Source organism: Mesorhizobium sp. B4-1-4 (genome assembly GCF_006439395.2).
Classification (GTDB): Bacteria; Pseudomonadota; Alphaproteobacteria; order Rhizobiales; family Rhizobiaceae; genus Mesorhizobium.
Window position 1 is genome coordinate 3,839,080 of record NZ_CP083950.1, and the last position, 22,365, is coordinate 3,861,444.

At 64.6% G+C, this 22,365-nt stretch carries 17 protein-coding genes; 1 reads left to right on the forward strand and 16 read right to left on the reverse strand.

The window, feature by feature from the left end; all coding sequences use genetic code 11:
- Window positions 1-179: 179 nt before the first annotated feature.
- The 9 genes from FJW03_RS18390 to FJW03_RS18430 all read right to left on the reverse strand — a co-directional run bounded on the left by FJW03_RS18390 (window position 180) and on the right by FJW03_RS18430 (window position 12,464).
- A complete protein-coding gene (locus FJW03_RS18390; protein WP_140759584.1) occupies window positions 180-1,454 on the reverse strand; it encodes an RNA polymerase sigma factor in 1,275 nt (424 codons plus the stop codon).
- A complete protein-coding gene (locus FJW03_RS18395; protein ID WP_140607173.1) occupies window positions 1,451-1,825 on the reverse strand; it encodes a YciI family protein in 375 nt (124 codons plus the stop codon). The genes FJW03_RS18390 and FJW03_RS18395 overlap by 4 nt, the downstream gene beginning before the upstream one ends.
- 98 nt (window positions 1,826-1,923) lie before the next feature.
- A complete protein-coding gene (locus tag FJW03_RS18400) occupies window positions 1,924-3,015 on the reverse strand; it encodes a DNA topoisomerase IB (protein WP_140759581.1) in 1,092 nt (363 codons plus the stop codon).
- Window positions 3,016-3,117: 102 nt separating this feature from the next.
- The gene (locus FJW03_RS18405; RefSeq protein ID WP_226890400.1) at window positions 3,118-3,576 is read right to left on the reverse strand and encodes a hypothetical protein; all 459 of its coding nucleotides are present in this window, start codon (window positions 3,574-3,576) and stop codon (window positions 3,118-3,120) included.
- Window positions 3,518-4,048 carry a glycosyltransferase family A protein gene (locus tag FJW03_RS18410; RefSeq protein WP_226890401.1) on the reverse strand — a complete coding sequence of 177 codons (531 nt, stop codon included), beginning with the start codon at window positions 4,046-4,048 and terminating at the stop codon, window positions 3,518-3,520. Before FJW03_RS18410 ends, FJW03_RS18405 begins: the two co-directional genes overlap by 59 nt.
- A gap of 147 nt (window positions 4,049-4,195) precedes the next feature.
- Window positions 4,196-5,080, reverse strand: a complete 885-nt coding sequence (locus tag FJW03_RS18415) for a transglutaminase family protein (RefSeq protein WP_140759578.1) — start codon at window positions 5,078-5,080, stop codon at window positions 4,196-4,198.
- Between the two features lie 59 nt (window positions 5,081-5,139).
- The gene (locus FJW03_RS18420) at window positions 5,140-7,551 is read right to left on the reverse strand and encodes a circularly permuted type 2 ATP-grasp protein (protein ID WP_140759575.1); all 2,412 of its coding nucleotides are present in this window, start codon (window positions 7,549-7,551) and stop codon (window positions 5,140-5,142) included.
- 6 nt (window positions 7,552-7,557) lie between these two features.
- On the reverse strand, window positions 7,558-10,917 hold the full coding sequence (locus tag FJW03_RS18425; protein WP_140759572.1) for a DUF2126 domain-containing protein: 3,360 nt from the start codon (window positions 10,915-10,917) through the stop codon (window positions 7,558-7,560).
- A gap of 350 nt (window positions 10,918-11,267) precedes the next feature.
- Entirely contained in the window at window positions 11,268-12,464 is a 1,197-nt protein-coding gene (locus FJW03_RS18430; RefSeq protein ID WP_140759569.1) for an acyl-CoA dehydrogenase, read from the reverse strand.
- Between the two features lie 102 nt (window positions 12,465-12,566).
- Between FJW03_RS18430 and FJW03_RS18435 the strand changes: the two genes are divergently transcribed.
- Entirely contained in the window at window positions 12,567-13,478 is a 912-nt protein-coding gene (locus tag FJW03_RS18435) for a LysR family transcriptional regulator (RefSeq protein WP_140759567.1), read from the forward strand.
- Here the strand turns inward: FJW03_RS18435 and FJW03_RS18440 are convergent, their stop codons facing one another.
- The 7 genes from FJW03_RS18440 to FJW03_RS18470 form a co-directional block, all read right to left on the reverse strand.
- Window positions 13,479-15,803 (reverse strand): Tex family protein, encoded by a 2,325-nt coding sequence (locus tag FJW03_RS18440; protein ID WP_140759564.1) that lies wholly within the window; start codon window positions 15,801-15,803, stop codon window positions 13,479-13,481.
- Between the two features lie 128 nt (window positions 15,804-15,931).
- Window positions 15,932-17,113, reverse strand: coding sequence for a serine hydrolase domain-containing protein (locus FJW03_RS18445; RefSeq protein WP_140759561.1), 1,182 nt, complete (start codon window positions 17,111-17,113; stop codon window positions 15,932-15,934).
- Window positions 17,114-17,147: 34 nt separating this feature from the next.
- Window positions 17,148-18,344, reverse strand: a complete 1,197-nt coding sequence (locus tag FJW03_RS18450) for a serine hydrolase domain-containing protein (protein ID WP_140759559.1) — start codon at window positions 18,342-18,344, stop codon at window positions 17,148-17,150.
- A 63-nt stretch (window positions 18,345-18,407) separates the two neighbouring features.
- On the reverse strand, window positions 18,408-19,442 hold the full coding sequence (locus tag FJW03_RS18455; RefSeq protein WP_140759556.1) for an extracellular solute-binding protein: 1,035 nt from the start codon (window positions 19,440-19,442) through the stop codon (window positions 18,408-18,410).
- A gap of 23 nt (window positions 19,443-19,465) precedes the next feature.
- Window positions 19,466-20,266: an ABC transporter permease gene (locus FJW03_RS18460; RefSeq protein ID WP_140759551.1), complete on the reverse strand. Its 801-nt coding sequence runs from the start codon at window positions 20,264-20,266 to the stop codon at window positions 19,466-19,468.
- Complete coding sequence (locus tag FJW03_RS18465; RefSeq protein WP_140759548.1) at window positions 20,259-21,179, reverse strand: ABC transporter permease; 921 nt, start codon at window positions 21,177-21,179, stop codon at window positions 20,259-20,261. The genes FJW03_RS18460 and FJW03_RS18465 overlap by 8 nt, the downstream gene beginning before the upstream one ends.
- Window positions 21,179-22,273, reverse strand: coding sequence for an ABC transporter ATP-binding protein (locus FJW03_RS18470; protein WP_140690299.1), 1,095 nt, complete (start codon window positions 22,271-22,273; stop codon window positions 21,179-21,181). The genes FJW03_RS18465 and FJW03_RS18470 overlap by 1 nt, the downstream gene beginning before the upstream one ends.
- Window positions 22,274-22,365: the final 92 nt, after the last annotated feature.

Here is a 22,365-nt window from a genome sequence, read left to right on the forward strand (position 1 = left end):
ATTCCTTTCAGATCCCATCGCTCATATGGCGTCGGCCACGGCCTGCCGCCATGCCTTCCCGGTGCCGTCAGGCACAGGAGGTGCTGTCATGGCGTGCCATTACCTGTTTCAGGGGAAAATCGCCACCCCGGCATGGTCCAAGCCCAAGCTGCACGATTGAGCCAGCCAGGCGATGGTGGTCAGTTGGCCTTTTTCGCCAGCGTCCGCACGGCGCCATCCTTCATCAGCCGGTCGATATGCATGCGGATATGGGCCGCTTCCGCCGCCGTGTTGGCAAGCGCGATGGCGCGGTCAAAGGCGATACGCGCCTCCTCACCCCGGTCGAGTTGCATCAACAGCCCACCCTTGAGGCCAAAGAAGTGGAAATAGCCGGAAAGCCTCGACTCCAGCGGTTCGATCATGGCAAGCGCCGCTTCAGGCCCGCGCACCTTGGAGACCGCCACCGCGCGGTTGAGCGTGATCACCGGCGACGGCTGCATCTGCTCGAGCAGGCCATAAAGCAGGTCGATCTCCACCCAGTCTGTGTCCTCGGCCTTGTCAGCCCGGGCATGCAGGGCGGCGATGGCCGCCTGCACCTGGTAGGGGCCGGGCTTGCGATGGCGCAACGCCTTATCGATCAGAGCCAGTCCCTCGTCGACCATCTTGCGCCTCCAAAGGCTACGGTCCTGATCCTCGAGCAGCACGATCTCGCCCTCTGCGTCGAAACGGGCCGGTGCGCGCGCGTGCTGCAGCAAAAGCAGCGCCGTCAGCCCCATGATTTCCGGCTCGGTCTGGAACAGCCTGAGCAGCAGCCGGGCCAGCCGGATCGCCTCCTCGCACAGCGGCGCACGGGCGGGTGCCTCGCCGCTGTTGGTCGAGTATCCCTCGTTGAAGATCAGGTAGACCATGGCCGCCACAGCGGCGAGCCGTTCCGAGCGCTCGACCGCGCCTGGCGTCTCGAACGGCACGCCGGCATCCGCGATGCGCGCCTTGGCGCGTGTGATGCGCTGCTCCATGGCGCTTTCGCCAACCAGGAAGGCGCGGGCGATCTGCCTGACGGTGAGGCCGGAGACAATGCGCAGCGCAACTGCGATCTGCTGCGTCGCAGGCAAATCAGGATGACAGCAGATGAACAGCAGCCGCAAGATGTCGTCGCGGTAATGGGCGCCGTCCAGCCGCTCGGCGATATCGCTTTCAGCATCTTCCAGATCGGAGATCTGATCTTCTTCCGGCATCGGCGCCTGCTTGGCGCGCTTGCGCACCGCATCGATGCCGCTGTTGCGGCCGACGAAGATCAGCCAGGCCGCCGGATCGCGTGGCGGCCCGTTCTGAGGCCAGTTCTTCAGCGCCCTGAGACACGCATCCTGGAAAGCTTCCTCCGCCGTGTCGAGATCGCGGAAATAGCGCAGCAGCGCGCCCATCGCCTGCGGGCGGGCGGCGCTGATGGCGGAGCTGATCCAGGCGAGTTCGGTCATGCGGGAATCCTGGCAGGATTGAAGATGGAGACCGGCCGGATCTCGTAAGAGCCGCCGCTCGGGTTGACCTCGGAAAGCTCGCGGGCGAACTCGACTGCCTCATCGAGGTCTGCGCATTCGAGCGTGTAGAAGCCGAGGAATTGTTCCTTGGTCTCGGCGAACGGCCCGTCGATGACGACCGGCTCGCCCTTGACTTTCCTCAGCGTCGTCGCCGCTGTCGTGGGCAAGAGACGCGCCACCGGGCCAAGCCGCCCAGCCTGGGCGTATTTCTCCTGAACGTTGAGGAGATTGGCCATGACTTCATCGTCCTGCGCCTTGCTCCAGGAGCTGACGACGTCTTCGGAGGCATAGCAGAGGATGGCGTAGAGCATGGTCGGTCCTTTCTGTATCAAAGGACGAAACAGTAGGACCGATCCCGACACGGCGTCGATAAAAAAATCCCGACGCCGCTTCCGCCAGCCGCCACGAGTCAACCTTCGTGGATTTTCAACCATCTCAACACGAGCGCCTCCTCGTCGTCGAGACCGTCTATTGATCGCTTGCGCTTGTTGGCCTCCGTCATTTCGGCAAGCAGCCGCCCCTGCGACCAGGCTTCGAAAACCTGCGGGTGGATATAGCATTTGCGGCAGACGGCGCGTGTGTTGCCCAGCCGCTTGGCCACCTCGTCGATGACGCTGTTCATCACCCGCTTCTGCTGAGCCTGGCTTTCGGGCAGCTCCGTTTGCGCAAACAGCGACGCGGCATGGATGGTACCGCCCCAGGTGCGGAAATGCTTCGAGCTGAACGCATCGCCGGCGGCGTCCCTGATATAGCGGTTGACGTCCTCGGAGCGGACCGGGCGCCTGTTGTCCTGCTCGTCGAGATACTGGAACAGTTTCTGACCCGGCAGGTCCTGCGCGCCCCGCACAATCCCGGCGATGCGCCGATCGACCAGCTTTAGGCTCCACTCCTTGCCGGACTTGCCCTTGAAGGCGAACCGCAAGCTCGATCCCCTGATGTCGACATGGCGGTCGCGCAATGTCGTCAGGCCGAAGCTCTTGTTGTCGCGTGCATAGGCGGTATTGCCGACACGGATCATTGTGTTGTCGAGCAGCCAGACGACCGCGGCGACGACACGCTCGAACGGCAGGCCGTGTCGGCGCAGGTCGCTGTCTATCGTGCGCCGCAGGTCCGGCAGGCTTTCGGCGAAGGCAACGAGGCTCGAATATTTGGCGCTGTCGCGTTCTTGCGCCCATTGCGGATGGTAGCGGTATTGCTTGCGTCCCCGCTGGTCCCTACCGGTCGCCTGGATGTGGCCATCGGCGTCGGGCGAAATCCAGACATCCGTCCAGGCTGGCGGAATGGCGATCGCCTCGATACGCGCCCTGGTGCTATCCGAGACCGGTCGCCCGTCCGGTCCCTTGTAGGAAAATCGCTTGCCTGCCCTCAGCCGGCGGATACCGGGCTCGGCATCGCTGACATAGGTCAGCGCGGTGTGGTCGGCCGAGCTTTGCCCACTCTTCCTTGGGACAGCCTCACCGTCAGCTGGCCGGCTGGGCGACGATACGGATCTTTGCAGCATGAGGGCTCCACGGAGGTATCCGTAAATAAGCCGCTGGTTGACAGCTGGTTCCACTGCTGCCCGAGAGCTGCGCGATATCGTCCGCCGATGATGGGATATTGCCTAAAGGGCGCCTTGCAGTTCTATCTGCGGAGCCGACAGGCGGCGCCTTGCAGCGAGCTTGAGCCTGTAGCGCAGGCAGCGCCAAGCCTCCGACCGCCGCTTTGGTGCGGCGGCGGCCACCGCCAGGAAGCGCGCGGCGGTGTTCAGGTCGCCGCGTGCATAGTGGACGCGGGCAATCTTGAGGGCGACGAGCCCTTCCCTGGTCTTGAGTGCCGATATCGGGATGTCGCAATCGGCGAGCGTGCGCAATTCCCGGCGCCACTCGAGGAAGCGCCGCGCCGGGTTGATCGTAAAGCGGTCGTCGGAACGGGCCGGCGAAACCTCGTAAACCATCACGGGTTGCGGAATCATGGCCAGCGATGCCTTGCTCATCAGCCTTGCCCAGAACAGCGTGTCCTCGTCATAGGCCAGCCCGACCGGGAACCGCGTCTCCCCGATCAGGCGCCGGGATGCCAGCACGCTGCCCACCGCGTATATCGCCCTTCACATAGGCCGAAGCGTTAGTCAGGCACGCGGCCTGGTAGCCGTTCGGCACCTTGATCTGCCGATCCTGGCCGTTCACGCGTCGCCGGTAGGCGCCAACCACCATGTCGGCTTTCGGCTGATTGTCCGCCTGCCGCAGCAGCGCGCGCAATCCGCCCTGAAGATGCAGATCGTCGGCGTCGATCAGGTACACCCAGGGATGGAGCGCCTGAGCCAGGGCGACATTGCGCGCAGCGCCGGCGTCGCGGCAAACGGCCGGCAGCACACGTAACGGCAGAGACAGTTGTGCCGCCGCCTGCCGTGCCACATCAGCCGTGTCGTCCGTCGAGGCATCGTCGACCAGCAGGATCTGGCCGATGACTTCGGCCTCACTGCTGAGCGACGCCAGCGTTGTCGCGATAGTTGCGGCCGCATTGTGGGCAGGGATGACGATGCTGACTGCTCTCAATTACGAACCTCGCGCCTGCGCGCTTTAGCAATACAATGACTGTCCCCTCAAAACGAGCATAGAGTAACGGCCCTGTCTATGTTTGAGAAGTCGCCTTGTCCACCTTGAATTGCAGCAACGGGGCGCCTTGCATATACAGGCCCGCTTTCACGCCTTTTCGAGCGCGACCGGGATGACGTCGACGGCCTGCTCGCCGACCTGCCCGCCGGTGGTCTTCAGCACGCCGACGATCGGTGCGACGTCGGAATAGTCGCGGCCGCAGCCGACGGTGATGTGGTCGTTGCTGGCCCGCATGCCGTTGGTCGGGTCGAACTCCTGCCAGCCGGCATCGCGGCCGCACCAGACCTTGACCCAGGCATGCATGGCGTCGGCGCCTTCCAGCCGGGGCTTTCCCTTCGGCGGGATGGTGCGCAGGAAGCCGCTGACATAGCCGGCCGGTATGCCCAGTCCACGCAAACCGGCGATCATGATGTGCGAAAAATCTTGGCAGACACCGCGCTTCAGCCTGAAAGCATCGCTGGCCCGGGTCCGCACCGTGGTCGCCTCGCCATCATAGGTGAAATCGCGGTGAATGCGGTTGCACAGGTTCGTGGCCGTGCCGGCGGCCGAGTTGCCGACGCTATCGTGCGCATATGAAGTGATCGCCGCGTCGATGCCGGCATGGCTGCTGGCGGACAGAAAGTGATGCGGTGCATCCGGCGCCAGCGACCGCACCGCCGCCAGTTCCTGCCTCAGCCGCCCGATATCCGGCGACACGTCGAGCCCCGGCTCGGGCCGCGACACCGACACACGCGCGCTCATCCTGATGTCGAGCGCGTCATGCGCATCGCGAAATGCGATCGAGGTGACGTTGTTGCCGAAAAAGTCCGAAAAATCGGAACGCTCGTTGGGCGCCGGCGCAAAGGACAGGGATGCCGCGATGACGCGCTGCACACCGGAAATCGTCGACGGCAGGACGCGGATCTGGTGGCGGCCGCCGCCGGCCGCGGCTGCATAGTCGTAGTGGAGATGAAGCCTGATGTCGTAAAGCATGCGCTATTTTTCTTGTCCTGGAGCAGGTTTCTGACTGCGCGAGGCTTTGCGGAACCTGCCTAGCCGAAATAGGCCTTGGCGAGGCTGTTGTAGAGACCGCCTATCTCGTTGGCGAGATCGTCAAGTGCGGCGGCAGTCATGTCCGAAGGCTCCTTGATGGCGATGGCCGTATTGAGCTGCAGGATCTCCTTCGCCGCCGGCGACATGTGCCCCTCGCCGCCGATCGACGGCAAGAGGCCGATCTCGGCTTTCAGCCTTTCGAGCTGGAACAGGATGGAGCGCGGATTGAGCGGATCCAGCGCCAGAAGATCGATCACCGTGCGCCGGCCGGCCTGCACCGGATATTGCCGGCGGTGGGTCATCACGCTGTCGCCGATCTCCAGCATCATGTCCAGAGCCCCTTCCGGCGCCTTGGCGCCGGTCAGTCGCGCGAGCGTGCGGGCGATCTGGATGCCGCGCTCCAGCCGCCGGCCGATCTCGAGGAACCGCCACCCGGCAAAACGATACATGTTCTCATGCAGCAGGCCGGAAAACCCGGCGAGCTTGCGCAGGATGACGGTCATTGCCCGTGTCGCGTCATCCCCCGGCGCCACCGTCGTGGCGAACTGGTGGATGGTCTTCGACAGGTCCTTGAGCGCGAGCCAGCCGTCGTGCGAGAAACGGTCGCGGATCTGGCCCGCGCTGTAAACCGCGCTGTCCAGCGTACCGATCAGCCCCAACGGGATCGCCGTGCCGACATCGATGCCGAACGGTTCGAGATAGTCCCTGACGTCGGCCAGCAGCGGCATGTCCGGGTCCGACGTTTCGGCCAGCCGCACGTGATAGGCGCGCAATATACGCACCGTGTCTTCCGAGCGTTCGATGTAGCGGCCGAGCCATGTCAGGTTTTCGGCCGCGCGGCTGGGCAGGCTGCCCGGCCTGGTGCGGCTGAAGCTGTCGCCCTCTTGCGGCAGCAGCGTCTCGCGCTCCACCGGCCTGTCACTGACCACCCAGACGTCAGCCGCCTGGCCGCCGCGCTGCATGGCGATCGCGGTCGGGTCGAGTGACAGTCCGACGCGGGCGAACCCGCCCGGCATCACCGTCCAGCCCTCAGGCGTGCGCGCCAGGTAGACGCGCAGGCTCGCTGGCCGTGGTTCCAGCCAGCCATCGACATAGACGGGCGTCGTCGACAACGTCACCGCTTCCTGGCCGACGAAGGCGTCGCCATCGCGCTCGATGCGCGCCACCAACTCCGCCCGCTCCCCGGCCGACAGTGCCGAGCCGAGCTTGGTCTGGCCGTCATCCTCGAAGGCGAGCCTGGTCGACAGCGCCGGCCCGATCACCATACGGTCGATGTTGGCAAGCACATGGGCGCGCTCGACCTCCTGCCCGCACCACCATGTCGCGACGCTCGGCAGCAACAATTCCTCGGCGCGCAGCTCGCGCGCGATCTTGGGCAGGAAGGCGAGCAGCGCCCGCGTTTCCATCAGGCCGGACCCCAGCGCATTGACGGTGGACACGGAGCCCTGCCGGATCGCCTCGACCAGCCCCGGCGTGCCGATCTGCGAATCCGAGCGCAGTTCGAGCGGATCGGCGAAGGCGGCGTCGAGGCGCCGCCACAGCACGCTGATCGGCATCAGGCCGGAAACGGTCCGCACCATAAGCCTGCCGCCGGAAACGGTCAGATCCTCGCCCTCCAGCAGCATGATGCCGAGATAGCGGGCGATGTAGGCGTGCTCGTAATAGGTCTCGTTGAGCGGCCCCGGCGTCAGTATGGCGACGCGGCCTTCGGTTTCCCTTGCCATGCCGATCAGCGCGTCGCGGAAGCGGCGGAAGAAGCCGGCCAGCCGGTGCACATGCATCTCGCCATAGATGTCCGACAGCGCACGCGTGGTGGCGACGCGGTTCTCCAGCGCGAAGCCGGCGCCGGACGGCGCCTGCGTACGGTCACCCAGCACCCACCAGCGGCCGTCGGGCCCTCGGCCAAGCTCGAAGGCGCAGAAATGCAGGAAATGGCCCTCGGCCGGCCTGATGCCGGCCATCGGTCGTAAATATTCAGGGCTGGCGGCGATGAGTCCTGCCGGCAGGACGCCCTTTTCGATCAGCCGGTTGCGGCCATAGATATCGGCGATGGTTTCCTCGAACAGCTCGGCGCGCTGGACGAGGCCGGCGCTGATCGCGGCCCATTCGGTACCTTCGATGAGCAGCGGCACATGCGCCAGCGGCCATTCGCGCTCATTGGCGCCTGCCTTGTCGTAGACGCGGTAGTAGACGCCGGCGTCGCGCAGATACTGGTCGGCGCGGGCAAAGCGCTGACCGAGCTTTTCAGGCCCCAGTTCGTCGAGCGCCTCGATGAAATCCTTCCAGGCCGGCCGGGGATTGCCTGACGCGTCGACCATCTCGTCGACAACGCCGTCGATCGGCTGGTAGTGCTCCAGCAGGCTGTGGGTCTGCGGCTTGCCGCGTACCCTCTTGTGATTCCCCTTTGCCATATCGGATCACAGTCTTGGCGGGCGCCGAAGGTCAAGGGTCATCGGGAAATCTTGTGCCGGTTGTTCGTCGCGCAGCACATAGGCGGATGGCGTGTGGCCGCGCGGTTCGAAGCGGGCGAGCCGCCGGGCCTCCGCCTCGTTGCCGTTGACCGGGAAAGTGTCGTAGTTGCGCCCGCCCGGATGCGCGACATGGTAGACGCAACCGCCAACCGCCCTGCCAGACCAGCGGTCGTAAATGTCGAACACCAGCGGCGTGTTGACCGGCAGCGCCGGATGCAGGCCGGAAGCCGGCTGCCAGGCCTTGAAGCGTACACCGGCCACCGCGACCTCCCTGTTGTCAGTGACCTTCATCGGCACGAGGCGGCCGTTGCAGACGATCGCATGACGCTCGGGGTTCAGCCCTTCGGTCTTGACCTGCAGCCTTTCCACCGAGGAATCGACGAAGCGCACGGTGCCGCCGATCGCGCCCTGTTCGCCCATGACATGCCAAGGCTCCAGCGCCTGGCGCAGTTCCAGCTTGATGCCCGCATGCCGGACCTCGCCGCAGAACGGGAAGCGGAATTCGAGCTGGGCGTCGAACCATTCAGACCGGAACTCGAAACCACCGAGCTTGAGGTCGTCGAGCACCTCGAGGAAATCGGCCCAGACATAGTGCGGCAGCATGAAGCGGTCATGCAGCGATGTGCCCCAGCGCACGAAACGGCCGTCGAGCGGGTTCTTCCAGGCCCGGGCGATGATGGCGCGCACCAGCAATTGCTGCGCCAGCGACATGCGCGCATTGGGCGGCATCTCGAAGCCGCGGAACTCCACCAGCCCCAGCCGGCCGGTCGGTCCATCCGGCGAGAACAGCTTGTCGATGCAAATTTCCGAGCGGTGCGTATTCCCCGTGACATCGGTCAAAAGATTGCGGAACAACCGGTCGACCAGCCACGGCAAGGGTGCGGCACCCTGGTCCGGATGCGGCACCTGCGCCATCGCGATCTCGAGCTCGTACAGAGAGTCATGGCGCGCTTCGTCGAAGCGCGGCGCCTGGCTGGTCGGCCCGATGAACAGGCCCGAGAACAGATAGGACAGCGAAGGATGCCGCTGCCATTGCAGAATCAGGCTCTTCAACAGGTCTGGCCGGCGCAGGAACGGGCTGTCGTTCGGTGTTGCGCCGCCGACAACGACATGGTTGCCACCGCCAGTGCCGGTGTGGCGGCCATCGATCATGAACTTGTCGGCGCCAAGCCGCGTCTGCCGCGCTTCCTCGTAGATCGCCGTTGTCGTCGCTACGCAATCCTGCCAGTTGGAAGCCGGATGGATGTTGACCTCTATGACTCCCGGGTCGGGCGCAACCCGAATGACGTTGAGGCGCGGATCATGCGGCGGGCCATACCCCTCGATATGCACGGGTAAGCCGATCGCGTTCGCCGCGTTCTCGGCGGCCGCCACCAGTTCGAGATAGTCTTCCAGCGCCTCGACGGGTGGCATGAACACGCACAGGCGCCCGTCGCGCGGCTCGACCGAGAGCGCTGTGCGCACCGCGCCGCCGATCTCGGTGATCTCCTGCTCAACCCGGTCCTGCTGGCCACTTACAGCGGTGAAGGACGCCGCCTGCTGGCGGCGCGCCATTTCGTCGGCGCCTTCGCGTTCGGCTGGAGCCTCACCGGGCAGGATCGCCTCGCGCGCTGGCAGCGGCCCGCGCGGCAGTGACGGATCGACGGGCACGATGTAGGGAAACTCTGCTGGCGGCACATAGGGCAGTGTGCCCAACGGCAAGCGATAGCCGACCGGTGAATCGCCCGGCACCAGGAACAGGCGGCCGCGCCGCGTTGTCCATCTCTCCGAACGCCAGCGCGGTTCCGATGCCTGGCTGTTCCAGCGCTGCACCGGCAGCACGTAGCCCGACGGCTTGGTCAGCCCGCGCTCGAACACGCGCGCCATGCGGCTGCGTTCCTCCGGATCTTCCAGCCTTGAGTTGGACGGATCGACATTGTCGGGCAGCTTGCCTTCCTTGAGCAGCCATTCGGCCGGATCCTCGTAGGCCTCGCTGACCATCGACCTGTCGATGCCGAGTTCATCGGCGATTGCCGTGAGCAGGCTTTCCGCCTGCCGCGGGCCGACCTTGGCGTCGCTCTTCTCGCGCGCGATCAGCGACGGATCGCTCCACACCGGTTGGCCATCGGCACGCCAGTAGAGCGAAAAGGTCCAGCGCGGCAGGCTCTCGCCGGGATACCACTTGCCTTGGCCGTAGTGGAGGAAGCCACCCGGCGCGAAACGTTCGCGCAGCCGCCGGATCAGCGCATCGGCCTTTTCACGCTTGGTTGGTCCAACGGCGGCGGTGTTCCACTCGGCCGCCTCGAAATCGTCGATCGACACGAAGGTCGGCTCGCCGCCTATGGTCAGCCGCACATCCCCGGCCTCGAGTGCCGCATCGACCTGGTTGCCTAGCGCGTCGAGCGCCTGCCAGCTTTCGTCCGAGAACGGCTTGGTGATGCGAGGATGTTCGGCGATGCGGTCGACCCGCATGTCGAAGCCGAACTCGACATTGGCGAAGCTCGCCATGCCCGAAATCGGGGCGGCGTTGCGGAAATGCGGTGTTGCCGCCAGCGGCACATGGCTTTCGCCGGTCAGCAGGCCGGAGGTCGGGTCGAAGCCGATCCAGCCGGCGCCCGGAAGATAGACCTCGCACCAGGCGTGCAGATCGGTGAAGTCGACAGCGGTCCCGGCCGGACCGTCGAGTGCGACAAGATCTGGCTTCAGCTGAATCAGATAACCGGAGACGAAGCGCGCGGCGATGCCCAAATTCCTGAGTATCTGCACCAGCAGCCAACTGGAATCCCGGCACGAGCCCCTGCCGGCGGCGAGCGTTTCCTGCGGCGAGAACACGCCGGTCTCCATGCGCACGATATAGGCGATCTCGCGCTGCAGGCGGGCGTTGAGGTCGACGAGGAAATTGACCGTATTGGGCGCAGCGCGATCGACGGTTTTCAGGAAGGCCGAGAGCAGCGGCCCCGCCGGCTCCGGTGTCCGGTAGATGGCGAGGTCGTCCCTGATCTCTTCCGGATACTCGAACGGAAATGCCTCGGCCGAAGGCTCGACAAAGAAATCGAACGGATTGTAGACCGTCATGTCGGCGACGAGATCGACCTCGATCTTCAGCTCGCTCACCGGCTCGGGGAAGACGAAGCGGGCGAGGAAGTTGCCGTAGGGATCCTGCTGCAGATTGACGAAATGGTTCGCCGGCTCGACCTTGAGCGAATGGCTGAGCACCTTGGTGCGGGAATGCGGCGCCGGCTGCAGCCTGATGATTTGAGGGCCGAGAACCACCGGCCGGTCGTATTTGTAGTGGGTCAGATGGTAGACGGCTGCCAGAATTGCCATAGGACCCCGGAATTCAGCGTTTCAAACGAACGCTAGACCCTGACACAGATGGTAGCCGATCTCCAAGCGGATGTTGCGGTGCACCCAATCGAATGCCTTGTTTCGTCTCCCAAGCAGGTCGACCCCCACTCCGTCTCGGCTGCGCCGAGCCACCTCTCCCCGGTCGACGGGGTAGAGGAAGGGCACGAACCCATCCCAACTGGCTCCCTTCCTTTCCCTCCGGAGGGGGGAGAGGTGGCTCGGCAAAGCCGAGACGGAGCGGGGGAAGGCGGTTCTCAATCCCGCAGACTTTGTAGTGACGCGATCAGCAATCCATTCAGGTGCGAATTGCCTTTATGGCGCTGCCCGTATCAGAAGAACGCCTGCAATCCCGTCTGCGCCCGCCCGAGGATCAGCGCGTGCACGTCATGCGTGCCTTCATAGGTGTTGACCGTTTCCAGGTTCTGCGCGTGGCGCATCACGTGATAGCCGATCTGGATGCCGTTGCCGCCATGCATGTCGCGGGCCTGACGGGCAATGTCGAGCGCCTTGCCGCAATTGTTGCGCTTGACGATCGAGATCATCTCCGGCGCCATCTTGCCTTCGTCGAGCAGGCGCCCGACGCGCAACGATGCCTGCAGCCCGAGCGCGATCTCGGTCTGCATGTCGGCGAGCTTCTTCTGGAAGAGCTGCGTGCCGGCCAGCGGCTTGCCGAACTGCTTGCGGTCGAGGCCATATTGGCGGGCGCGATGCCAGCAATCCTCTGCCGCACCCATCGAGCCCCAGGAAATGCCGAAGCGGGCCCGGTTGAGGCAGCCGAACGGGCCCTTCAGCCCGGAGACATTGGGCAGCAGCGCGTCTTCGCCGACCTCGACGCCCTCCATCACCACCTCGCCGGTGATCGAAGCGCGCAGCGACAGCTTGCCGCCGATCTTCGGCGCCGAAAGCCCCTTGATGCCCTTTTCCAGCACGAAGCCACGGATCTCGTCCTTGCCGTTCTCGCCCTTCAACTTCGCCCAGACGACGAACACGTCGGCGACCGGCGCGTTGGAAATCCACATCTTGGAGCCGGAAATCCTGTAGCCGCTGGCGGTCTTCTCGGCGCGGGTCTTCATGCCGCCAGGATCGGAGCCGGCATCCGGCTCGGTCAGGCCGAAACAGCCGATCCACTCGCCGCTGGCGAGCTTGGGCAGGTACTTCCTGCGCTGTGCGTCGGAGCCATAGGCATGGATCGGATACATCACCAGCGACGACTGCACCGACATCATCGAGCGATAGCCGGAATCGACACGCTCGACTTCGCGCGCGACCAGTCCGTAGGTGACATAGTTGGCCCCGAGCCCGCCGAATTCCTCCGGAATGGTGATGCCAAGAAGGCCGGCCTCGCCCATCTCGCGGAAGATCGCCGTGTCGAAGGTCTCGTTGAGGTAGGCGTCCTCGATGCGCGGCGCCAGCTTGTCGGCGGCGAAGGCCGCCGCGCCGTCGCGCACCATGCGCTCGTCTTCCGAAAGCTGGTCCTCGATCAGGAACGGGTCTTCCCAGACGAATGCATTCTTGTCGGCGGCCATGGCTCTTGATCCTCAAAACGGCTGAAGCCCGGCTTATCGGCCCGCGGCCTGAAAAAATCAAACGAAATTGCTTATCCGATCAATGAGCATTAGGAATGGATCATGAGTGTCCAGCGCCGCCTTTTGCCCAACATCAGCGCCCTTGCCGCCTTCGAGGCGGTGGCGCGGCTTGGCAGTTTCACCGCCGCCGCTCAGGAGTTGGACCTGACCCAGGGCGCTGTCAGCCGGCAGATCAGGCTCTTGGAAGATCAGTTCGGACGCCGATTGTTCGAGCGAGACAGCCGCAATGTCCGGCTCTCGACGGCGGGAGAAATCTACGCCGAGGCGGTGCGTGCCGCACTTGGCCAATTGCGGGATGCCGCGCTTGGATTGATGAGCAATCGGCATAGCGGCATCCTGAACCTTGCCATATTGCCGACCTTCGGCACGCGCTGGCTGATGCCGATGATCCCTGGTTTCGTCGAGAACAATCCCGACATCACCATCAACTTCGTCACCCGCATCGGCCGCTTCGACTTCGCCCGGGAGAGGCTGGATGCCGCCATCCATTACGGCCTGCCTGACTGGCCGGAGGCCGACTCCACGCTCCTGGTGCGCGAGACGGTGGCGCCGGTGGTATCGCCCGAATTCCTCGCCGGCCGCGCCGTCTCCACGCCGGCCGATATCGGCCGCCTGCCGCTGCTGCACATGGCGACGCGCCCCGGCGCCTGGACCGAATGGTTCGAGCACCAGGGCCTGAGCGCGCCGACCGGACCAGGCATGCAGTTCGAGCAGTTCGGCACCGCCGCCCAGGCCTGCATGGCGGGGCTCGGCGTGGCGCTGTTGCCCCTACTGCTCATCGCCGGCGAATTGCAGCGCGGCCAGCTTGTGACGGCGCCCGGCCAACCGATGCAAAGCCGCAGCGCCTATTACCTCGTCGTTCCCCATGACAAGCGCGGCTATCCACCGGCTGCCAGTTTTCGAGACTGGCTGCTGGGCCAGCTCGAGAAGGAGCCGGCTGTCCTGGCGTGGTAGCTACTTGCGCCTCAGCGCGTCCGCCAGCGCCGCGCCGAATGCGCCTTGCTGGGCCGGCCGCTCCGGCTGGCGCTGGGGTGCTGGCGAGCGTGGCGCCGGCCTGCCGCCGCCATTGTCGCGCGGCCCGCCTTTCGATCCGCCGCCCTCGCCGCCGTCCTTGCGCATGGAGAGCCCGATGCGCTTGCGCTTGATGTCGACGTCGACGACGCGCACCTTGACCACGTCGCCGGCCTTGACCACCTCATGCGCGTCCTTGATGAACCGGTCGGCCAGCTGCGAGACATGCACCAGCCCGTCCTGGTGCACGCCGATATCGACGAAGGCCCCGAAGGCCGCGACATTGGTGACGGTCCCCTCCAGCAGCATGCCGGGCTTCAAATCCTTGATGTCGTCGATGCCGTCGGCGAAGGTCGCCGTCTTGAAGCCGGGGCGCGGGTCGCGGCCGGGCTTTTCCAGCTCCGCCAGGATGTCGCGGACCGTCGGCAAGCCGAAGCGCTCATCGACGAACACGCGCGGATCGAGCGCCTTGAGTGCGGCGCTGTCGCCCATCAGCGCGCGCACATCGCGCCCGCAGGCTGCGACGATCTTTTTCGCCACGCCATACGCCTCGGGATGCACCGCCGAGGCATCGAGCGGCTCGGTGCCATTTGGAATGCGCAGGAAGCCGGCGGACTGCTCGAAGGCGCGCGGTCCCAGGCGGGGCACCTTGAGCAGATCCTTGCGGCTGGCGAACGGTCCCGTCGCGTCGCGGTGCGCGACGATAGCATCGGCGAGTGACGCGCCAAGACCTGAAACGCGCGCCAGGAGCGGCGCCGAGGCAGTGTTGAGATCGACGCCGACGGCATTGACCGCGTCCTCGACCACCGCTTCCAGCGAGCGGCCAAGCCGGTACTGGTCGACATCGTGCTGGTACTGGCCGACGCCGATCGACTTCGGTTCGATCTTGACCAGTTCGGCCAGCGGATCCTGCAGCCGCCGCGCGGTCGACACCGCACCGCGCAACGATACGTCAAGGCCGGGGAATTCGGCCGCCGCCGTCGCCGAGGCCGAATAGACCGAGGCACCTGCCTCGCTGACGATCACCTTGAGCGGCTTGGGGCCTGAACCGGCGGGCATGTCGGACAGCATGTCCGCCACCAGCTTTTCCGTCTCGCGGCTGCCGGTGCCGTTGCCGATCGAAATCAGCTCCACCTTGTGCTGGCGGACCAACGCCGCGAGTTCCGTCTGCGTGCCACGCACATCGTTCCTCGGCGGGAACGGATACACCGTCGTCGTCGCTACCAGCTTGCCGGTGCCGTCCACCACGGCGACCTTGACGCCGGTGCGGATGCCGGGATCGAGCCCCATCGTCGGCCGCGAGCCGGCGGGAGCTGCCAGCAGCAAATCCTTGAGATTGCGGGCAAAGACATGGATCGCCTCTTCCTCGGCCCGCTCGCGCAGGTCACGCATCAAATCGAGCGTCAGGTGCAGCAACAGTTTTATGCGCCATGTCCAACCGGCCACCTCCATCAGCCAGCGGTCGCCCGGCAGGCTGCCGCCGATCGCGTAGGCATTGGCGATCATCCGTTCGACCGGCTTTACAGGCGAGGCGTCGTCGGCATCGACCTCGATGTCGAGCGACAGCACCTCTTCGTTGCGGCCGCGCAGCATGGCCAGCGCGCGGTGGCTGGGCACCGTCGCCCAGCGCTCGACATGGTCGAAATAGTCGGAGAACTTGGCGCCGGCCTCCTGCTTGCCGTCGACCACCCTGGCCCGCAGGAAGGCGCGTTCCTTCATGTAGCCGCGCAGCTTGCCGACCAGATCGGCATTCTCGGCGAACTGCTCCGAGAGGATATCGCGGGCGCCTTCGAGCGCCGCCTTGGCGTCGGCCACGTCCTCGGAGATGTAGGCCAGCGCCGCCTCGGCGGGCACCAGCGAGCGGTCCGCCAGGATCGCCGCGGCCAGCGGTCCCAATCCGCGCTCGCGGGCGATCTCGGCCTTGGTGCGGCGCTTGGGCTTGTAGGGCAGGTACATGTCCTCGAGCTCCGCCTTGGTGGTGGCGGCGGCGATCTTGGTCTCAAGCTCCTCCGTCAGCTTGCCCTGTTCGCGGATCGAGCCGAGGATGGTGTCGCGGCGGGCGTCCAGCTCGCGCAGGTAGGCGAGCCGCTCGGCAAGGTCGCGCAGTTGCGTGTCGTCCAGCCCGCCCGTCGCCTCCTTGCGGTAGCGCGCCACGAACGGCACCGTCGCGCCCTCGTCGAGCAGTTCGATCGCCGCGGCCGCCTGTTCGGGCCGCGCCTTGATCTCGGCCGCGATGATGGCTGCGATGCGCTTGATGTCGGATGCCATGTCGTTCCTGCTGTCGTCGAAAAGAGCGGCGACCATAGGCGCAGACGTTCACTCCGCCAACCGCGACGTTTTCAACCGTCACAGGCGGTCCACAAGAAACCATGCGGCAGCTGACCGCGCCTGACGGCTCAGACCAGTCGCGTCAGCGCCTCGAAGAAAGCGACGATTTCGAGATCAAGCGAGTCATCGACCGGTTCCGGCTGCGACGACATCTTGGCAATGACCACTTCCGCCTTCGGGTCGACATAGAGCCACTGGCCATGGATGCCGATGCCGCAATAGGCGCTGCTCGGCTTGCCCGACTGGTACCATTTGTTCCGATAACGGCCCTGTGGAAACAGCGGAAGCATCGCGCCGCGCTGCCAGGCCTCCGAACTGCCTCCGGTCGCAACCGTATCGCGCACCCACGCCTCCGGCACGACCTGCCGGCCATTGGCCATGCCGCCCTGCCGCATCATCTCGCCGATGCGCGCGAGGTCGCGCGGCGTCACCGAAATGCCGCCGGCGGTGCGCGCCGTGCCTTCCATGTCGACGCCGATCGAAGCCTCGCTGACGGCCCCCAGCGGCAACCACAGTCTGTCGCGCATCAGGTCGGCGAAGCGCTGGCCGGAAGCGCGTTCGAGCAACAGGCCGAGCAGGTCGGAATTGGGCGAACGGTAGCGGAAGGTCTGGCCATGCGGCTCGGCAAGCCGCTGCAGGGTCAGGATGAATTCGCGCAGGCTTTCCGTGCCGCCGCCCGGGTTCCACAGCGTGGCGCGGCGATAGCGTGCGAAGGCGCTTTCCGGATCGAGATAGGCCTCCTCGAAATCGAGGCTGACGCTCATGTCGAGCACATGCCGCACGCTGGCCTCGCCATAGGCCGTGCCCACCACCTCCGGGATGTATTGCGTCACCGGCGCCTCCGGATCGAACACGCCCTCGCCTTCCAGTATGCCGGCAATGATCGCCGTCACCGATTTGCTGATCGAGAAGATGATGTGGCGGGCGCCGAAATCCATATGCGGCGCGAACCAGTCGCCGATGATCTTGCCGCCTTTCATGACCGTCAGCGCGTCGGTGCTGGAACGCAGGAGGAATTCAGCCACGGTCTCCGGCGCGCCGGCAACCGAAACTTCCTCGCCGAGCAGGCCGCCGAGGTCTCGCACGGGCTCCTCGGCGGCACCAGGCGTTGCCGTGACGCGCGCGGTCGGAACCAATTCGCCGAGGTTCTGGAACGACCATCGGTTGAACGGACTTTCGCGCCAGTTGGCGAGCAGCACCTCGTTGCGGCGGAAGCCGTAGCGGGTCTCGAACGCGGTCTTGCCGGTCATGGCGTTTTTCCTTCCAGGTCGTTTCTTAAGGGGCTCAGCGCAGGGCGGCGGCGATGGCGTGCACGGCCTTCAGCGTTGCTATGGAATAGGCGAGATTACTGAAATCCGGCCACGTCGAAAGCTTCACCACGACCATCCCTGTGCTCCAGTCGATGTGGATCATCTGCCCGAACACGCCCCGGCACATCAGCGCGCGCGAGCCGGGATTCTCGATCCAGAACTGGTTGCGGTAACTGCCCTCGGGCATGCTGGCGGAGAAATCCGGGCCGTGCCTGCCGTTGCGTGTCGCCTCGGTCCACGCCGCCGGCACGATGCCGCCGCCATTATCGAGGATCATCTGGCCGAAACGGCCATAGTCGCGAAGCGTCGCGTTGAAGCCGCCGTCGGCCAGTGCATCGCCGGCGCTGTCGACGGTGAAGCAGGCGCTTTCGTCGGCACCGAGCTTCTGCCAGAGCTCTTCGGAAACCAGTTGCGCCAGCCGCTTGCCGGTCACCCGCTCCATGATGAAGGCGAGCACGTCGGTCTCTATCGAGCGGTACTCGAATTTTGCTCCGTGCGGACGGACCGTGTCTTTCAAGCCGAGGATCAGCTCGAACAAATGCGAGGGCCAGCGGAAGTCCGGATCGCTGCCCGGCGGCACTGGCTTCCAGCCCGTGGCGACATCGACCTGGCCGATGTCGGAATAGCGGTCGGTATATTCCTCGCAAAAGCGCACGCCCGTCGTCATGTCGAGCACATGCTGGACGCTGGCGCCGGCCCAGCCCGTGGCGGCGAGTTCCGGCAGGTAATCGGTGACCGGCCGGGTGGGATCGATCAGCCCGCGCCCAGCCAATATGCCGAACACCGCGCCGGTGATCGATTTGGCCATCGACTGCGACAGATGCAGCGTTCGCTCATCCATGCCGTTGAAATAGCGCTCATAGGCGACCTTGCCGTCCTTGAGTACCAGCAAGCCATCCGTATAGGTCTCGTCAAGCAACGCCGCGAGCGTTGAAGGCCTGCCTTCGCTGTCCTCGACCGACAGCCCGTCGAGATCGACCTCGGCGCGTTCGAGACGATGGCGGTGGCCATTGCCGCGCCACACTTCGGCGGTCGGCAGGATTTCCCTGATGTGCTGGAACGCCCAGCGGTTCCATGGCGGCCGGTCCCAGTCGAGCTTTGGCGGCACCATGGCGGGCGGCGAGCCCTGCATGACCGGCGGCCGCGGATCTCTGTTGCGGTAGGAATTCATGAAAGGCCATTCCCGGAAAGAAAAGACCCGGCGGCGTGTGCCGCCGGGTCCGTCATGCAGCGCTTACTTCTGCAGTTCGGTCCAGATCTTGGTGTAGATGTCCTGGATTTCAGGCGCACACATCTTCTGGAATTCGCCCTGTGGCTTCGCGGCGGCCGGAATGACGACTTCCGGCGCATCCTTCATGTCGGCCGGCATGTATTTGTCCGAGCCGGTGATGGCATTGGCGTAGCGGTGGAAGGCCGAGAGGCCGGCTGCGTTTTCCGGATCCATGATGAAGTTCTGGAACAGCTTGGCGTTGTCGACATTCTTGGCTTCCTTGAGAACGACGACGTTGTCGCTCCACAGGCCGTAGCCTTCCTTCGGATAATTGTAGTGGATGGCCGGATTGGCCAGTCGCTGGCGCAGCGCAGAGCCGTTCCAGTCGCTGGTGGCCTTGAAGTCGCCGGCGCCCATCTTCTCGATGGTGTTGTATTCCATGGCGATCCAGTTCGGCTTGGCCGCGACGAGCGTGTCACGCACCTTCTTCAGCACCGCCTTGTCGTCGGTGCACTGCTGGCCACCGACATATTTGATCGCGGCGAAGATGACGTCATTCATCTCGGGAACGACGTTGACCTTGCCCTTCAGCTCGTCGGGCGTGTTGAAGATGATGCCCCAGCTGTCGGCCGGTCCCTTGTAGGCATCGGTGTTGACGACGACGCCCACCGTGCCCAGCGCCCACGGCACCGAATATTTGCGGCCGGGATCGAAATCTGGATTGGCCCATTCCGGCGCCACATTCTTGAAGTTCTCCATCTTGCCCGGGTCGGTTTCGAGCACAAGCCCTTCCTTGATCCAGATCGGAACATAGGTCTGCGAGGGCACGGCGATGTCGAAGCCGGTGCCGCCCTGGCGAACCTTGGCGAGCGCGGTGTCGTTGGAATCGTAGTCGGTGATCGTGACCTTGATGTTGTACTTCTGCTCGAACTTCTTGATCACGTCAGGGCTGGTGTAGTTGCCCCAATTGTAGATGTTGAGCACGCCGTCGGCGCGGGCGAGGCCCGTCGAAGCGAGCAACGCCAACCCCATGGCGGTTGCTGTTGTCTTCCAGTTCATGGTTTTAACTCCCATTGTCGGTTTCAGTCTCGTTTCCTGCTGACGAAGAAAAACAACGTGACGATCGCGACCGAAAGCAGCAGGAAGGCGGTCGATATCGCGTTGATCTCGGGTGTGATGCCGCGGCGGATCTGGCCGAGCATGTAGGTGGGCAGCGTGTCCTGGCCGCCCGATTTGACGAACTCGGTGATGACGACGTCGTCGAGCGAGATGACGAAGGCCAGCATCAGGCCGGCCAGGATACCGGGCCACAACAGCGGCAGCGTGATGCGGCGGAAGGTCTTCCACGCCGTCGCGTAGAGATCGGCGGCGGCACGCTCCAGCGTCAGGTCCATATTCTCCAGCCGCGCCCGGATCGGCAGGTAGGCGAAGGGAATGCAGAACGCCGTATGCGCGGCGATCAGGTAACCGAGGCCGGAATAGCCGGTGAAGATCTTGATGCGGGAGAAGAAGATCAGCAGCGCCACGCCGGTGACAATCTCGGGGACCATCAGCGGCTGGTTGATGGCCGCATATTTGAAGGTGAGGCCGGGATAGGACGCCGTGCGCGTGGTGGCGAGCGCCGCCATGGTGGCGAAGATGGTCGACAGCACCGCCGCGATGGAACCGATCTGGAAGGAACGCAGCGTTGCGTCGATGACCTGCGTGTTCTGGTATGCCGACTGGAACCATCTCAGCGAAAAGCCGCCCCATTCCGACGTCGAGCTTGCCGCGTTGAAGGCATAGATCACCAGCACGATGATCGGCAGATAGAGGACCGCGAAGCAGGTCGCCGCGATCGCGGTGAAGCCAGGCTGGTGCTTGATGGAGAAGTTGTTAGCCATGACGCACCCCCGACTTGCCGGCATTGCGCACATAGGCAAGCAGCGCCACCATGACGATGATCATCACCGTGATCGACAGCGCCGAGCCGAGCGGCCAGTTGCGGCCCTGCCCGAACTGCAATTCGATCAGGTTGGACAGCATCATGTTCTTGCCGCCGCCAAGCACGCTCGGCGTCACGTAGGCGCCAAGTGCGGGAATGAAGACAAGGATGGAGCCGGCGATGACCCCCGGTTTGACCAGCGGGAAGATAATGCGCCAAAGCACCCGGAAACGCGTCGCATAAAGGTCGTAACCGGCTTCGACCAGCCGGAAATCGAGCTTCTCCATGCTGGCATAGATCGGCAGCACCATCAGCGGCAGGTAGACATAGGCCATGCCGATCAGGATCGCCGTGTCGGTGTAGAGTATCTGGATCGGCGCCGAGATGATGCCAAGCTTCAAAAGGATCGTGTTGATGATGCCTTCGTTGCGGATGATCTGCAGCACGGCGAAGGTGCGGATCAGAAGGTTGGTCCAGAACGGAATGGTGATCAGGAACAGCCAGAGGTCTCGGGTCTTTTCGCTGCGTGTCGCCATGAAATAGGCGGTCGGGAACCCAAGCGCCAAGGTGGCGATCGTTGTCACGACGGCAAGCTTGATGGAGCGCAGGAAGATGGTGACATGCGCCGCCGCGAGCGAAAGCGTATCGTCGAAAATGTCGCGTTCCAGGAGCACCGACGTCCAGGCGTCGGACGAGAACTGCCATTTCACGTCGCCATAGGCGCCGGGCGTCAGGAAGGAATAGACGAGAACGATCAGCAACGGGCCGGTCGCGGCCAGGAAAATGACCAGCAGTGCTGGCGCTGACAAGAGCCAGCGGTCACGGACATCGCGCCGTTCCGCCGCCTTGGCGACTTCTTCCGCGGTGGCCATCAGTCCCTCAGCACTTGCGCGGCGTCGTTGCCGATCATGATGCCGACCTTGTCGCCGCGCTCGAAACCGCAGCCGGCGCTGCGCGTATTCTGCTGGCGCACGGTGAAGGCCTCGCCGCTGTCGAGCTGGACATGAATATGCGTATCGGTGCCGAAATAGACGATGTTTTCGACCATGCCCGACAACTCACCCTTGTCCTTCGTCAGCTTGGCGTGCTCGGGCCGTACCACCACGGTGGCATTGTCCTTGGGCTGGAAGCCTTCGGCAACGGTTGCTTCGATCGTCGTGCCCGATTTGAGCGTCGCGCGTGCCTTGCCATTGCCGATGCCCGATATGGCGGCGGTGAGGAAGTTGGTTTCACCGATGAAGTCGGCGACGAAACGTTCCGCCGGCTTGTCGTAAATGTCCCAGGGCGAGCCGACCTGCAGGATCTTGCCCGACGACATCACAGCGATGCGGTCCGACATCGTCAGCGCTTCTTCCTGGTCATGGGTGACGAAGATGAAGGTGATGCCGGTCTCATGCTGCAGCCGCTTCAACTCGATCTGCATCTCCTTGCGCAGCTTGTAGTCGAGTGCCGAGAGCGGTTCGTCGAGCAACAGCACTTTCGGCTGCGGCGCAAGCGCCCGGGCCAGCGCCACGCGCTGCTGCTGGCCGCCGGAAATCTGGCCTGTGCGGCGGCCCGCCAGGGCCTCCATCTTGACCAGCTTGAGCATCTCGGCGACGCGCGCCTTGATCTCGGCCCTGGGCTTGCCCAGCATCTCCAGGCCGAAGCCGATATTGTCGGCCACCGTCATGTGCGGGAACAGCGCATAGGACTGGAAGACGGTGTTGACCGGCCGCTTGAAGGGCGGCAGCGGCGCGATGTCCTGCCCGTAGAGCAGGATCTCGCCGGCGGTTGGAAAGTCGAAGCCGGCGATCAGCCGCAGCAAGGTCGTCTTGCCGCAGCCAGACGGTCCCAGCAGCGTGAAGAACTCGTTCTCGCGGATGGATACCGAGACCTTGTCGAGGGCAGCGACCTGCCCCTCACCCGATCCGAAAATTTTGCTGACGTTTACTACTTCAATCGCATTCCGATCCGGTTTGTCCGGCACGATTACGCCTCACTGTTGACCCCGCTCTTGCTGGCGGAGCTTTCCCCTGTTGGATGTGAACACATGGCCGGTAGGTTGGCAAGCCCGGCATT